At 64.8% G+C, this 14,201-nt stretch carries 13 protein-coding genes and 1 CRISPR repeat array; all 13 genes read left to right on the top strand.

The features are described 5' to 3' along the window. The first annotated feature begins 9 nt into the window (after positions 1-9). Positions 10-2,868 carry a type III-B CRISPR-associated protein Cas10/Cmr2 gene (gene cas10 / locus CTA01S_RS05755; RefSeq protein WP_062193179.1) on the top strand — a complete coding sequence of 953 codons (2,859 nt, stop codon included), beginning with the start codon at positions 10-12 and terminating at the stop codon, positions 2,866-2,868. After that, positions 2,865-4,010, top strand: coding sequence for a type III-B CRISPR module-associated Cmr3 family protein (locus tag CTA01S_RS05750; protein ID WP_062193176.1), 1,146 nt, complete (start codon positions 2,865-2,867; stop codon positions 4,008-4,010). The genes cas10 and CTA01S_RS05750 overlap by 4 nt, the downstream gene beginning before the upstream one ends. Before the next feature lie 49 nt (positions 4,011-4,059). Beyond that, positions 4,060-5,013, top strand: a complete 954-nt coding sequence (gene cmr4, locus CTA01S_RS05745; RefSeq protein ID WP_062193171.1) for a type III-B CRISPR module RAMP protein Cmr4 — start codon at positions 4,060-4,062, stop codon at positions 5,011-5,013. Next, the gene (gene cmr5 / locus CTA01S_RS05740) at positions 5,010-5,396 is read left to right on the top strand and encodes a type III-B CRISPR module-associated protein Cmr5 (protein ID WP_198150787.1); all 387 of its coding nucleotides are present in this window, start codon (positions 5,010-5,012) and stop codon (positions 5,394-5,396) included. Before cmr4 ends, cmr5 begins: the two co-directional genes overlap by 4 nt. Positions 5,397-5,409: 13 nt before the next feature. After that, positions 5,410-6,609, top strand: a complete 1,200-nt coding sequence (gene cmr6, locus CTA01S_RS05735) for a type III-B CRISPR module RAMP protein Cmr6 (protein ID WP_062193157.1) — start codon at positions 5,410-5,412, stop codon at positions 6,607-6,609. 4 nt (positions 6,610-6,613) lie between these two features. Further along, positions 6,614-8,812, top strand: coding sequence for an adenosine deaminase family protein (locus tag CTA01S_RS05730; protein WP_062193154.1), 2,199 nt, complete (start codon positions 6,614-6,616; stop codon positions 8,810-8,812). After that, positions 8,809-9,132, top strand: a complete 324-nt coding sequence (locus tag CTA01S_RS05725) for an STIV orfB116 family protein (RefSeq protein WP_062193150.1) — start codon at positions 8,809-8,811, stop codon at positions 9,130-9,132. Before CTA01S_RS05730 ends, CTA01S_RS05725 begins: the two co-directional genes overlap by 4 nt. A 17-nt stretch (positions 9,133-9,149) precedes the next feature. Continuing rightward, positions 9,150-10,031, top strand: a complete 882-nt coding sequence (gene cas6, locus CTA01S_RS05720; RefSeq protein WP_198150786.1) for a CRISPR system precrRNA processing endoribonuclease RAMP protein Cas6 — start codon at positions 9,150-9,152, stop codon at positions 10,029-10,031. Beyond that, positions 10,028-11,206 carry a Card1-like endonuclease domain-containing protein gene (locus CTA01S_RS05715; protein ID WP_062193144.1) on the top strand — a complete coding sequence of 393 codons (1,179 nt, stop codon included), beginning with the start codon at positions 10,028-10,030 and terminating at the stop codon, positions 11,204-11,206. Before cas6 ends, CTA01S_RS05715 begins: the two co-directional genes overlap by 4 nt. Positions 11,207-11,291: 85 nt before the next feature. After that, positions 11,292-11,576, top strand: a complete 285-nt coding sequence (locus tag CTA01S_RS05710) for a CRISPR-associated endonuclease Cas2 (protein WP_062193140.1) — start codon at positions 11,292-11,294, stop codon at positions 11,574-11,576. 5 nt (positions 11,577-11,581) lie between these two features. Further along, positions 11,582-12,565, top strand: coding sequence for a CRISPR-associated endonuclease Cas1 (cas1, locus tag CTA01S_RS05705; protein WP_062193135.1), 984 nt, complete (start codon positions 11,582-11,584; stop codon positions 12,563-12,565). Further along, entirely contained in the window at positions 12,562-13,341 is a 780-nt protein-coding gene (locus CTA01S_RS05700; protein ID WP_062193132.1) for a CRISPR-associated endonuclease Cas1, read from the top strand. The genes cas1 and CTA01S_RS05700 overlap by 4 nt, the downstream gene beginning before the upstream one ends. Continuing rightward, on the top strand, positions 13,338-13,694 hold the full coding sequence (gene cas2, locus CTA01S_RS05695; RefSeq protein ID WP_062193129.1) for a CRISPR-associated endonuclease Cas2: 357 nt from the start codon (positions 13,338-13,340) through the stop codon (positions 13,692-13,694). The genes CTA01S_RS05700 and cas2 overlap by 4 nt, the downstream gene beginning before the upstream one ends. Before the next feature lie 55 nt (positions 13,695-13,749). After that, a CRISPR array of direct repeats spans positions 13,750-14,201; the repeat unit is 36 nt; unit sequence TTTCGATCACTTCCCCGATCACGAGGGGATTAAGAC.

The following is a 14,201-nucleotide window of genomic DNA, read 5'->3' as shown; positions in this document are numbered from 1 at the left end:
GTTCAGACCATGACCACACTGACCGATTTGCGCCTGCAAGCCCGCTTGGCAGCTCGCTTGCACGACCCTCCGGAAAAATCCTTGGTGCTGATGCGCACCCGTGACGGCCATGAAGGCGGCACGGTGCGCGAACTTTTGGGCGAATTGTTCCCGCAAGGCGTGCCGCGGGAGATCGAGCGTGCATGCGAGCAGGCCGACCACTGGGCCAGCGCGGCCGATCGCATGGCCTTCCCGAACGCCGAGGCAGACCGGCGATATCCGTCATGGCAGCAAGTGCGCTTTGCCGATGAGCCGGTGTTGATCCATCCGCTCACTGGGCAGGCGCACCGCTTGAACCCCTTGAGCGACGATGTGCAAGCCGCGCAAGCGCAGGCGCTGGGCACCGACCATTTGCGCAGCCACTTGCAACACCGAGACGACGGCGGCTTGGATTGGCAGCGCAGCGCTTTGGCGTTGTGGCGCTTTGGTCCGCAGCTCAAAGGCGAGTTGGCCACGTTGTGGTCGCTGCTGCCGGCCGACAGCCGCGTGCCGGATCACACCATTCACGACCATTTGGATTTGGCGGCGGCTTTGGCTTCGTGCTTCGTCGATCCGGCAGATGACGGCCCGGCGCTGATGGCCGTCTCGCTGGGGCCGGTGCAAGACTTCATCGCCGCAGCCCGCTCGGTGTCGGACCTGTGGGCCGGCTCGCATCTGCTGTCGCATCTGGCTTGGGTGGCGATGCGGGTGGTGTGCGAGGCTTTGGGGCCGGAGGCGGTGTTGTTCCCGCGTCTGCGGGGCGTGCCCGTGGTGGACTTGTGGCTGCTACGCGAGCAGCGTTTGCCAGCGCAATGGTTCGAGCATCTGCCTTGGCGAACCATCCAAACCGATGCCAACCCCTTGTTCGTGGCGGCCTTGCCCAACCGATTCACGGCACTGGTGCCTGCCAAGCAAGTGCCAGACTTGGCGGACCGTATCACCACGGCGGTGCGTCAAGAGGCCCTGACGCTGGCGCAGCGCGCCTTCCAGCGGCTGCTGCAGGCCGCTGGTGAGACCGATGCGCCGCATCTGTACGGCTACGAGCAAATCAAGCGGCAATTGCAGGGGTTTCCTGAGGTGCACTGGGCGGCCGTTCCCTGGACCTTGGCGCAAGGTGAGGTTCAAAACGGGCGGGTGCTGGCCAGTGACCAGCGTTTGGCCGAAGCCATGCAGCCGTTCTTCGATGGCGGTGCCAACAAGCCGGGATTTCTGGGCAGCCCCACGTGGCAGCATCTGTCCGGCGGGTATGCATTGGAGTCGGGCTGGTTTTTCCGACCCAACCCGGGAGCGTTGTATCCCGCCTTGCATGAATTGCTCGATCGTGTCTTGGCCGCGGCCAAGACCGTCCGTCCGTTTGCCGCGACGCGGGAATCTGGCTGGCGCTGCTCGCTCACCGGCGAGGCCGAGTGGATCGCCACCGACGCCCAACACTGTGCCTTGCCCCCTGGGCAGCGCACCCACACCGTCTGGTCCAAGGTCAAGAACCGCTTTGGCATTCGCGATGGGGAGCACTTGAGTGCGCTGCCGATGCTCAAGCGTTTGTGGCCCACCTTGTTTGCCGAGGACGTGCGCAGCCATGTGCGCGACGAGAATTTGCAGCGCTATGTGGTGTCCACCCACACGATGGCGCTGGCGGCGGCCATCGAACGAGCGGTCGAACTCGGCAAGACCCCGCCGGCGGGAGTGCAAGGCACCCCGGTGGCCTTGCCAGCGCGCCTGGCGGCTCGGCTGCGCGCCACGAACGACACGATGATGGCCTGGGCCCAGGTGCCTGACTGGCTGGACTCGCTCGGCGACGATGACGCAGCCGCACGGCAAGCGCTGCACGCCTGCCTGGGAACCAAGCCCGACACTTACTACGGTTTGCTGCTGATGGACGGCGACAACATGGGGGCGTGGCTGTCGGCCGGTAGCGAGTTCACGCCCAAAGTGGGCGAGAGCTTCCATCCCAAGCTGCGCGAGCGCCTGCAACAGCGTTTCGGCGTCGATGAGCGCTTCCAAGCCTATGCGGCATCCCGGCGGGCCGCCAACCCAGCTTGGCACATGGCCATTTCGCAGGCCTTGAACCATTTTGCGATCGAGCTGGCGCCCACCGTGGTCGAACGCCTGCACCTTGGCAAGCTCATCTACGCTGGCGGTGACGATGTGATGGCCATGCTGTCTTGTGGCGACTTGCTCAACGCAGCGGCTCAGCTGCGTGCCGCCTATAGCGGCATCGATCCCGAGGACGTGGGCGGCACGGTGGGTGTCGGCCGCCGCTGGCAGCGCAGCGGCAATGGCTGGGCCCAGTTCGACGGGCGGGTGCTGCGCCTCATGGGCGAGCGTGCCACGGCCAGCGCCGGCTTGGTCATTGCCCATCACCAAGCTCCCTTGGGCGCGGTGTTGCGCGCTTTGCGCCAGGCCGAACGGCAGGCCAAAAAGCTGCCGGGCAAAAATGCCTGGAGCTTGGCCATTCTCAAGCGCGGCGGTGGGGCCTTGTATGTCACGGCCCACTGGGGCGAGCCCTTGCGCCTGTTCGAGGATTTGCGGGCTTTCTTCCAGCGTGACGACGTCTCGCGCCGTGCGGCCTACCACATCACCGAATGGCTGCATGACGTGCCTGCGACCGATAGCGCATTGGTGCAGCATCTGCTCACTCATCAAATCAAGCGGCAAGCGAAAGACGCGGCCCAGGCGCTCGTGCCGGACTTGGTGCGTCGGCTGGTGGAGCTGGCCTATGACGACGCGCAGCGCCCGCAGGGCGAAGCCGCCTTGCCATGGCTGGCCCATTTCATGATGGCGGCGGAGTTTCTCGCGCGCGAAGTGCGCGGGGCCAAGTCTGCCGCACAACCGCAGGGAGAAGCGGCATGACCTACAGCGCCTTCATCGAACCATTGGACGTGTGGTCTTTTCGCGGCAACCGAGTCTTCGGCGCTGCGGGCAGTTGGGGAGAGGCGGTCATGCCGCCGCCGCCTTCGGTGGTGGCCGGTGCGCTGCGCTCGGCCTTGCTGGCACGCAGCGGGGTGGATTGGCAGGCGTTTGCCGACAACCGCGAGGAGGCGCGTCATCCGCTGGTCGGCCTGCCCGACGAGCCTGGCGTGTGGCGGCTGCAAGACCTGACCTTGGCGATGCGCCGGGCGCCGGAACAAGCCGTCGAGCCGATCTACCCTTGGCCGGCCGATGCCGTGCTGTCTGACGCACAGGTGCGGATGATGCGCCCACAGACCTTGCCGCAAGAGCTGCGGTGCAGCCAAAGCGCGTTGCCGCAACTGCCCGTGCTGGCCGATGGGGGGCGCAGCAAACCGCTCACCGGACGCTGGCTGAGCGCGCAGGGGCTGCGTCAGTGGATCGCAGGCCAACCGATCGCGCCGACCGAGGCCCTCGAGGCCGAGGCGCTGTGGCGTGTCGAAGAGCGAGTGGGCATTGCGCTCGATCCATTGAAACGCCGCGCCGAAGATCAGCGCTTGTTTTCGCTGCAAGCCATTGCCTGCCACCCTGGCGTGGGACTGGCGGTGCGGGTGCACGGTGCGCCGCTGCACGAAGGCTTGTTGCGGCTGGGCGGCGATGGCCGTGGAGCCCGGCTGCTGCCACAGGCCATCGATTGGCCCCAGCCCGATGTGCAGGCCATCGCGCGTGCAGGCCGGGCGAAGCTGCTGTTGAGCTCACCCGGGCTGTTCCCGCAGGGCTGGCTGCCCACGGGGGCCGATGTCGCACAAGCCGGTGTGGGCGTGTCGTTCGAGCTGCATGGCGTGCGCGCTCGCATCGTGGCAGCGGCCGTGCCACGCGCTCAGGTCATCTCGGGCTTCGATGTGGCGCGGCGTCGGCCCAAGACCGCCCAGCGCGTGGTGCCCGCGGGTGCCGTGTACTGGCTGGACGAGCTACAAGCCACGCCTGAGGCGATCCAGCGTCTGCTGGACGAAGGCTTGTGGCCCAGTGACCCGCAGGCACCGGGCTGGGATCCCCAGCGCCGTGCCGAAGGCTACAACCGCTGTTTGTTGGGCCTGTGGCCCTGAACCTGTTTCCGACTTTCCCACAAGAGCCTTGCCGAAAGGATCTCTGACCATGTACGAGCAACACGCTGCCGTTTTTCTGTACGCCACCAGCCCCGTGCACATGGGAGCGGGTCAGGCCATCGGTGTCATCGACAACCCCATTCAACGCGAACGCCACACGCGGCATCCCAGTTTGGCCGGCAGCGGCCTCAAAGGCGCTGCACGCCATGCTTGGAAGCAGCTGGGCGGCAGTGAAGAACACCTGAGCATCTTGTTCGGCCCGGAGTCCGGCGCCAAAGAGTTGCATGCCGGGGCGGTGAGTTTTGGCGACGCGCAACTGGTGGCCTTCCCAGTGCGCAGCCTCGTCGGTGGGTATGTGTACGTGACCAGCCCGCTGGCGCTGGCACGTGCGCAGCGCCTGCTGCGCGCGATGGGCATCACCGTCTCGGACGATTGGGATGCCCAGGCTTGGGCCGATGTGGCCGAAGGGCAGTGTGTGGCATGCAACAGCAAGCTGCTGCGCGACGGCCAAAAATTGCATCTGGAAGTGTTCGAGTTCGACAACGTGGCCGATGACGCAGCGGCGAAACGTCTGGGCCGGGTGGCCGAGCAATTGGCCAATTGGGCCTTGGGTGGCGAATTGGAAAACAAGGTGCCGCAGTTTTTCCGCGACAAACTGACGAAGCACCTGGTGCTGCTCAACGACACCGACTTTGCCTACTTCGTCGAGCACGGCACGCTGGTGGAGCCGCATGTGCGCATCAATCCGAACACCGGCACGGCCGATGAGGGCGGGTTGTTCTACACCGAGAACCTGCCGCCCGAGTCGATCATGCTGAGTTGCCTGATGGTCAGCCGTGCCCGCAATGGGGCCAATGGCTTGGATGCCGAGGCGGTGATGCAGCAATGCCGCGCGGCGCTCGATGGACGCCTACTGCAAGTGGGCGGGGATGCCACCACCGGCCGTGGCCTGGTGTGGATGCGCGTGTTGTGCAAGGAGGCAAATGAGGAGGCTGCGCAATGAATGGCAACACCACAAAGCCCCACGCCATGACGCTGGAGCAGCGCCGCGCGGCGCATGCGTGGTCTTGCGTCAAAGACAAGGTCAGCAAAGAGTACGTCAATGTGGCCAAAGCCATGCCACAGCTCATCATGAACTCTGGTCTGATGCAAACCCTGGCCTTCATGGAACAAAAACAGGGCGAGTATTCCAAAGTCGCCAGCCAATTACGCCAGTGGCTGCATGAGCGCTTTGGCTGCACCGAGGAGCAAGAACCTGACTTCAAGAAGATGATGGACAAATTGCTCCACGCCAGCCCCAGCGAGTTCCGTCTTTACACCACCGAAGCGCTGGCCTGGCTGAAGTGGCTGCGCCAGTTGGCCTCGGCCAGCCAGAAGTCCGACTGAAGCGAGGTCCGTCATGCCGATTGCTGTCGTGCCCCAGTATCTGGACAATGATTTCAAACAAGCCTCGCCGGGGATGCGTTTTGGGATGTATCTAGGCATCCAGTGCGTCTTTCAGTCGAAAAATCAAGGTCAAGATCATGAAAAGAAGGCGTACAAAGTCAAAATCGAAAACAAGCGCAGCGCCATCGATGAAGCCTGCAAACTGACCTCTGACCATAAGTCTCTGATCGATGCCTGGCACGAACGCCAGCAAGCCGCCGCGGCGCCATGGGAAGCCAGTGGGCGGCTGTGGACCGGCTATGCGCAAGCGGTGGCGCCCTTTGCCACCGGATTGGGCAATGAGCACCCCACCGAGAACGGCTTTGCATTTCTGTGGCCTTATGGCCTGCCCTATCTGCCGGGCAGCGGGGTCAAAGGCGTGCTGCGGCGTGCCGCGCGCGAGCTGCCGCACTGGGATGAGGCTTGTTGCGAGGCATTGTTCGGTAACGAACCGCCATTGCCTGGCCAGGCGGAGGACGCCCGGCGGGGGGCGCTGTCGTTCTGGGACGTGCTGCCGCGCATTTCGCGCAATAGGCTGCGTGTGGAAGTGATGACGCCGCACCAGTCTCATTACTATCAAGCCAAAACGAAGGCTGATGCCCAAGCGGGCGACACCGACCCTCATGACAGCGGTTCCCCCAACCCGATCTTTTTTCTGACGGTGCCTCCGGGCAGCGAATTCGTGTTTCGGGTTGCTTGCGACCTGGACCGCTTGCCAAAGTCACTGCGTGACAACGGTCTATGGCAGCAGCGTTTGCGCGAGGCGTTTGAACATGCCTATCAATGGCTGGGCTTTGGCGCCAAGACAGCGGTGGGTTATGGGGCCATGCGGTTCGATGAGGAAGCCCGCCGCCGCGTTCAGGACGCTTGGGAGAAAAAGCAACGCGAGCAGGAGCTGAACCGCCTCAGCCCAGCCATGCGGGAGGTGGAACTGTTCCGTCAGAACATGCAAAAGCGCTACGACGTGTTGAAGGGCAAAAAGACCAAGAAAGGCGAGGAAGACTTCCGAGCGATGCGAGCCCTGGCCGACAAAGCGAAGGCGTCGGACTGGAGCGCCGAAGAACGCGCTGCCGCGGCCGATGCCATCGAGCATTGGGGGCCGAAGGTGGTTCAAATCGATGTGAAAGACCTGCGCAAAGACCTGGACCTGAAGGCGCTGCGCTCCGGTGGATGAACCCATGCCTGTCACGATTTTGGTGGCCAGCCTGGGCGCTAGCTGGGAGGTCGTTCCCGAAATCCTGGGCTGGCTGGCTCCGCAGTGGGTCGATGTGTATGCCCATCATCCGCAGCGTGAGGCGTTGCAAAAGCAACGCCAGGACTGGGGCCTGGAGGCACCCCAGCAGGTGTGGATTCTCACCACGCAAGGCCAGTCTGCCAACGACAGTGTGGGCCGGCTGTGCGAATGGTGGGATGCGCTGATCGAGCAGCTGCCCCTGCAGGCTCGCCCCGAGCTGCACATCTGGTGCGCCGCGCAGACCGATGCCCTGGCCAGCACCGAAGAATGCCGCCGTTGGCGCGAAATGGCGCTGCGGGCGGTGTTGGCGGCGCATGCCCAAGCGTGCGGCGGCAAGGTGGTGTTGTCACTGGCGGGCGGACGCAAAACGATGAGTGCGGACTTGCAAGACGCTGCGCATGCTTTTGGTGCCGCGGCGTTGCTGCACGTGGTGGCCGATGAGCAGATGCTGCGCACGCCGGGCCTTCTGGACAAATCACCACGGGCCTGGTTGCAGCCCTTGTCTGCGCAGGCCGCGGCCGCGATCTCGCCGATGGTCATCTCACGAGCGCCGGGTGAGCCGGCCTTGCGCGTGGTGATCGATGGCCAGGACTTGCGCCCACAGGACTATCCCTTGCACCCGACGCCGCAGCGGCACAGCGTTTGGCAACCCGATGGCCGTTGGCTCGATCAAGAAATCGAACGCCGGCGTCGGCAGGCGCAGCACTTGCTCGTCGGACAAGCGCTGGTGCTGGCGCGCAGCGATCCCTATGAACCCTGGCCACTGCTGTTGCGGCTGGAGCCTGCGCGCATCGACGTGTTGCGCCGCCCGCTGGCGCAATCCACCGACGATCTTCTGGCCGCCCCTGAGCGCTGGCCGTTGGCCGATTTGCACCGGCATCTGGGCGGCTGCTTGAGCGTTGAACAGCAGCGCGACGTGGCTGCCGAGGTGTTGCAGGCCACCCCCGCCAAGCACCGCGCCGATGCGCAGCGCGCACTCGATCGGTGTTGGACCGGTTGGCGTGGCGGCGCTGGCGCGGCCGTGACCCCAGACTGGCCGCAACGGCTCCGGTGCGCGGCCTCACAGCTGAGCGAACAGGCCGGCCTGCCCGAGCCTCGTGCCCGCGCGGTGGCCGCCGCGCTCGTGTTGCAAGCACGCAGTTGCGAAGATCTGGCGCAGCTGCTGTGGGCGGATACCGAGCCGCGTGTGGCGCTCAAGAGCCGACATCCCTGGAAATTTGCGGCGTATGAGCGCCCGGGCGAACTCAGCGGCTCGGCGCTGCTGGGCCATCCGGCCGCGTTGATGCCGTATGCACGCGCCGTCGTGCGCCAGGCCTTGGAAGAAGGGCTGCTGTATGTCGAATGGCGCGCCAGCCCGCACAAATACTGCCCCGACGATCCGGTGGGCTGGGTGCGGGCCTTCGAGCGCGCACTGAGGGAGGCCGGCGCAGGCACCAACACCTACGATGAGCGCATGGCGTTGCGCGCCGGCTTGATTTGGATCGTCGATCGCCGCCAGCGCGACAAAGCGGCCCAGGTGGTGCGCTGGGCGGTTGAAGCCCACGAACAACGGCCCGAATTTTTGCTCGGCTTGGACTTGGCCGGCGACGAAGGCACCACCGAACCCCAAGCGCTGGCGCAGCACTTCGAGCCGGCCTTCCAGGCCTGCTTGCGCATCACCATCCATGCGGGCGAAGGGGAAAGTGCCGAGCGCATCTGGCAGGCGGCGTACCACCTGCATGCCGATCGCATCGGCCATGGGCTCACGCTGATCGACGACCCCCGCTTGGCTCAGCGTTTCCGCGACCGGGGCATTGCCTTGGAACTGTGCCCAAGCTCCAATCAGGAAGTCGTGGGCTATGCCGATCCTCAGCGGCCCGAGACGGCCGACCTGCCAGAGTATCCGCTGCAACGCCTGCTCGAGGCGGGCTTGCCCCTGACCTTGAACACCGACAACCCTGCGATTTCGCGCACCTCGCTAGCCCAAGAGTATCGGCTGGCGGCGCGCGTGGCGCCTGGCATGAGCGTTTGGACGGCGCTGTCCCTGCTCAAAATGGCGTACCAAAGCGCCTTCGTGCCGGCACGCGAGCGTACCGCACTGCAGCGCAAAGCTGCGCAAAAGCTGATGGAATTGGCCACGCATTCGGCTCGTCACCCTTCATGAACCGCTATTTGCTCAACAGCCCTGTGCTCACCGACTTTGGGCATTGGCATTACATCGGTCCGCTCAGTGTGGAACAAGCGCGCGCTTTTGCCTCGGCCGGGCCATGGCAAAGCGCCATCGGCCATGCCGAGACCGCGCGCTTTCTTTCGCAAGCCTTGGGCATGGAGGTGCCTTGTGCACGAATTGCCGTGCACATGCAGCCCGGGGACGAAGCCTTGGTGCTGCGCTTGCTCATGCGCTTGCCGGAAGGCCACGTGCTCGATGCCGATGCGTTGGCACGGCTGCCGCACAGCTACGGCCTGTTGCGCCGTCTCGATTGAATCCACGGACAATGGCGATGAACCTTCCTAGCCCTTTTCCTGTGCAGCGCTGGCGCGTGCATGCGCACGTGACGCGCACCGTGTGCTGGCCCGAGTACGAAGGCTCGGCGTTGCGCGGCGTGTGGGGGCACGCCTTGCGCCGCCTGGCCTGTGCCACCGGTCAGCCCCGTTGCGAGGGCTGCCAACTGCAGCGGCGCTGCCCGTACATCGCATTGTTCGAGCCCGCCCCTGCGCCGGGCAGCCGCACCTATGGCGACATGACCCCGCCGTACGTCATCGAGCCTGGGCAGGGGCCGCGCGTGCTGCAAGCCGGACAGACCTATCACTTCGATCTGGTCGTGTTCGGTGCTTCGCTGCAATATCCCGCCCTCATTCGGCAGGCCTGGCAACGCGCCTTGTCGGCCAACATCGGCCCGGTGCGCGGGGCCATGCAGCTGCAGGGCATGGAGCTCGTGCAGTCTGCCGCGCCGCTGCCGGAGCGACCGGCGCCCTCGCGGGTGTGGGTGCAGTTGCAAACCCCGGTGTACATCAAGCGAGATGGCCGAGCGCTGCGGGCCGGGCAACTGACGGCGGCCGACTTCGTCTGGGCTGTGGTGCGCCGGGTGGCCGAAGTGTGCGAGCTGCATTTGCAACGCTCGCTGAATTGTGATTTCAAAGCCCTCAAACAGGCTGCTGCGGCGCTGTACTTCGCCCAAGGCCAGTGGGAGGATCATCACTTCGAACGCTGGAGCAACCGGCAAGGACGCAACACGCCGCTGCAAGGCATCCTCGGCCGAGGACTGCTCGTGGGCGACTTGACGCCGTTTTGGCCGCTGCTGCACCTGGGCCAATGGCTGCATGCCGGCGGAAAAGCCAGCTTCGGCATGGGCCGCTATGTATTGCTAGAGAACGACACATGACTGCGCCGGCGCTGCACATCGTCATTGCCACCGAGCAAAACATGGCCAACCTGATTCCCGCGTTGCAGTGTCAGGCGCAAACCGTGTGGATTCTGCAGACGCCCAAAATGCGCGCCCAGCGTTCGCCGCAGCACTTGGCCGATGCGCTCAAGGCACGTGGAATTGCCACTCGCTGCATCGACTTTCCCGATGAGGACATTGCCACCATGCATGCCAACGCCGAGCAGTTGGCCGCCAGCGTGGGAACACAAGCCGTCACCATCAATCTCACCGGTGGCACCAAACTGATGGCCTTGTCGTTGATGCAGACCCTGGCGGCGGACCTGGCGACCCGCCCCGGGGCCACCGCCGCGCATCTGGTGTACTGCGACACCGCCCACAAAAGGCTGGAATGGCTGGCGCCGCAGCCGCGCAGCGAACCCATGCAGGCGGTGCTGCGCATCGAGGACGTGCTGCGGGTGCAAGGCTACCGCATCCAAGACGGCAGTGGCGGCGCACATGCTGCGCAGCGCCAGCGTCAGGCTCAGGAGCGCAGCACGCTGACGCGTTGGATCGGGGACCACTCGGCGCGCATCGGCAACTTTTTCGGTGTGCTCAACCACATTGCCGCCGAAGCCCGAGGTGACGGGCAACGTCCATTTGCACGCGAGCAGACGCTGCCGTTCCGCCCCAAGGGTGAGGCGGCCGAATTGCTGAGCAAATGCCACCAAGCCGGCCTGATCCACTGGCAAAGCGGCAGCTCCCAAGTCGTCTTCCATGACGAGGAGGCTGCCGAGTATCTCAGCGGCGGATGGATCGAGGAGTACGCTGCGCGGAAGATCAAAGGCGCGCAGCCCAACGGCGGGCAGTGTCCCAACCTGCAAATCGAGCATGTGGATACCAAAACGCGCAACGAACTCGATGCCGTGTTGGTGCACGACAACCGCATGTTGGTGGTGGAATGCAAGGCGGCCAGCGTCAAAGACGACGTCTCCGACTGGATCTACAAACTGGCTCAGCTCACCCGCTCCGTCGGCGGCGTCATGGCCCAGGGCTTGCTGCTGTCGGCCCGGGAATTGAACGAGCAGCAGCGTGAGCGCGCGCATGAATACCGCATCAAAGTCTTGGCTGCGGCGCAGCTGCGCGACCTGCCCGACTGTTTGCGTGACTGGATGCAGGGTGTCCCCTTGGCCTGAAGCGACATCACAAGCTTGTGATGATTGCGCGCGCCAGCGCTGTGCCACAGCATTGGAGGCCTGAACCGCTGCCTTCGATGCCCAGATGCTGCGCCACCTCTTTCTGATTGGCTACGACATCGCCAGCCCTGCGCGACGCCGGCGCGCGCTCAAAGCCGTCAAAGGCCATGCCATAGGTGGGCAAAAGTCGCTGTACGAATGCTGGCTGACCAGCGCCGAGCTGCAACATGCCATGCAAGCGTTGCGCAGCCTCATCGATCCCGCGGTGGACCGCGTCGTGTTCGTGCAACTCGACCCGCGCGCCACCATCGAAGTCTTGGGCAAAGGCGTGGTTCCCAGCGACGGCGAATTCTTCTATCACGGAGGCTAGCCACAGTGGGCACCCTGTTCATCGACCATGGTCACACCGAACTGCGCTGGCGCGACGATGCCTTGGAACTGCGTCGCGATGGACGGCTCTTGCGCACCGTGCCGGCGCGGCTGCTGGAGCGCGTGGTGTTGCGCGCGGAGACCGTGGTCACCAGCAGCACCTTGGCTCACATGGCCGACGCGGGCATTGGCATCGTGGCGCTGGGTGGACGCTCGGGCCAGAAAATCGCCCATCTCTTGGGCGGCCCTGTGTCGGATGCACGCGCCCGCATTGCGCAGTGCCAGCGTGTGGATGACGAAGCCTTTGCAGGCCCGTGGTGCGCACGCTTGGTGAGGGCCAAGCTGCGTGCGCAGCAGCGTGTGCTGAACCACGCCCTTGCCCAGCGCCCGGATCAACGTTTGCCCCTGAGCAAAGCCTTGCGCAGCCTGGCGGACTGCCTCGATGCGCTGCAAGGCTGCCAAGATCGTTGCCGAGTGCGCGGCATCGAAGGAGCCGCTGCGGCGGCGTATTTTCGCGGGTATGCCAGCTTGTTCGCCCCGGCCTTGGCGTTCACCAAACGCCAGCGGCGCCCAGCGCCGGACCCGGTCAATGCCTGCCTGTCGCTGGGCTATACCTTGCTGCATGCCCATGCCGTGCAAGCCTGTTGGGCTGCCGGGCTCGACCCCATGGTGGGCTTTTTGCACCTGCCTGCACACGGACGGGCCTCCATGGCGTGCGATCTCATGGAGCCGTGGCGGCCGCGTGTGGATGCCTGGGTGTGGGAGCAATTCCGGCAAGCGGCCCTGCGCCCGGAGCATTTCGGCCGCGATGGGGCCGCCGCCTGTGTGATCGGCAAGGCTGGGCGGGCGTATTTTTACAAGGCGGTCACGCCGCTGCTGGCGGACTGTGCCCGCGGATTGCGCCGCCATGCACGCTTGGCCGCCCTGGGGCTGACCGACGCCGTGCGCCTGCCCGAGGTGGATGACGTGTCGGAGGACTCAGAGCCATGAACCTCCCTGGCAAACCCTTGTTCCTCGAACCTGGCGTGGCCTGGTTGGTGACGCTGGACGACGGCGTGGCCCTGCGGGTGGAAGCGCCGGGGCGCGCCCGCAGCCTGTATCCGCTGCCGCGCCTGTCGCGCGTGCAAAGCGGCGTGCAGGCGCGCTGGAGCACTGAAGCGCTGCTGGCCTGCTTGCGCGCCGGGGTGACGGTGGTGTTCGTGGATGCGCGCGGCAGCGTGCACGGCTGGTGCTTTGGGCCGCGCCGGCGCGAAATGACCCTGAGCCAAAGACTGCGCGAGGCCCTGCGTGAGCCGCAGTGGCCGCAATTTTGGCAAGCCTGGCAACAACAAGTGGGTGTCAGAGAGGTGCAGCGTTTGCTGAGGCGCATGTCGTTGCATGCGGTGACGGCGGCGGACCCAAAGCACCTGCACATCAAGGCCATGAACCACATGACTGCGTTGTGGGGCACTGGGCCGGGGCCGTGGGTGAGGGCGCTACAGCGTGCGCAGCGGGCGCTCAGTGCGCAAGTGTGCAGCGACATCTTGGGCGACCCGCAGCTGCTGTGCTACGCGTACCCGGGCTTGAACCTGCCCGAAGCCTTGGCTGATCTGATGCAACTGCGTCTGGACGGGTTGCTCTTGAGCTGGCCGGTCAAAGACATCCTGAGCCAGCCACCGGGCCAGGTGGCTGCGCGAATCGTGGAGGAGCGCCACGCGGAGCTGTACCGTGGGTGCGCTGAATTGTTGGGTGATTTGGAATTCGTACTGCGGGAGTGGCAGCCATGAGCAAGAATGCCAGCAAAACCTGGTTGGTGGCCTACGACATCGCCGACGCACGCCGCCTTCGAAAAATTCACCGCTTGCTGCGGCGTGCTGGTGCCAGCGTGCAATACTCGGCCTACAGCGTATGTGCCGGCGACGATGGATTGCACGACCTTTTACATGGATTGGCACAGCACATCGACGAGGCCCATGATGACATTCGGGCCTACCACCTTCCTACGCATTGCAAAGTTTGGACGCTGGGCTGCCAGGAGTTGCCGGAGGGGATCATCGTTGACGCTGACACGGCGGCTCGGATGCTGCTGGAGATGCCAGCCCCCGAGCCGACCCCCCTTGACGCTGAGGAACTGGCATGATGTTGGGAAGTGCCCGTCCAAGTGCTTGTCGCGCTTGGACTTTTGGCGCTGAGCGTTTCGATCACTTCCCCGATCACGAGGGGATTAAGACGCTACATCAACACGAGCGATGCACAGCGACCTTTCGATCACTTCCCCGATCACGAGGGGATTAAGACTCCTTGGGGGGGAAGGGCGAGGGCGCCAGCAGTTTCGATCACTTCCCCGATCACGAGGGGATTAAGACGCACCGTCGAGATTCGCGGGTCAGGCACCTGGCTTTCGATCACTTCCCCGATCACGAGGGGATTAAGACTCTTGGGCCCAGCGCTCGCGCGACGCGCACAGTGGTTTCGATCACTTCCCCGATCACGAGGGGATTAAGACGGCAAGCCGCATTTTCGCGGCTTGCCAATCGTGCGTTTCGATCACTTCCCCGATCACGAGGGGATTAAGACAACGCGGCCCAGCCTCTTCGCTCGCGATGCTATGTTTCGATCACTTCCCCGATCACGAGGGGATTAAGAC

This window comes from Caldimonas taiwanensis NBRC 104434 (genome assembly GCF_001592165.1).
GTDB classification, from domain to species: domain Bacteria; phylum Pseudomonadota; class Gammaproteobacteria; order Burkholderiales; family Burkholderiaceae_C; genus Caldimonas; species Caldimonas manganoxidans.
The sequence above is the reverse complement of the archived record's forward strand: the minus strand, read 5'-3'. Positions and strand labels throughout refer to the sequence as shown.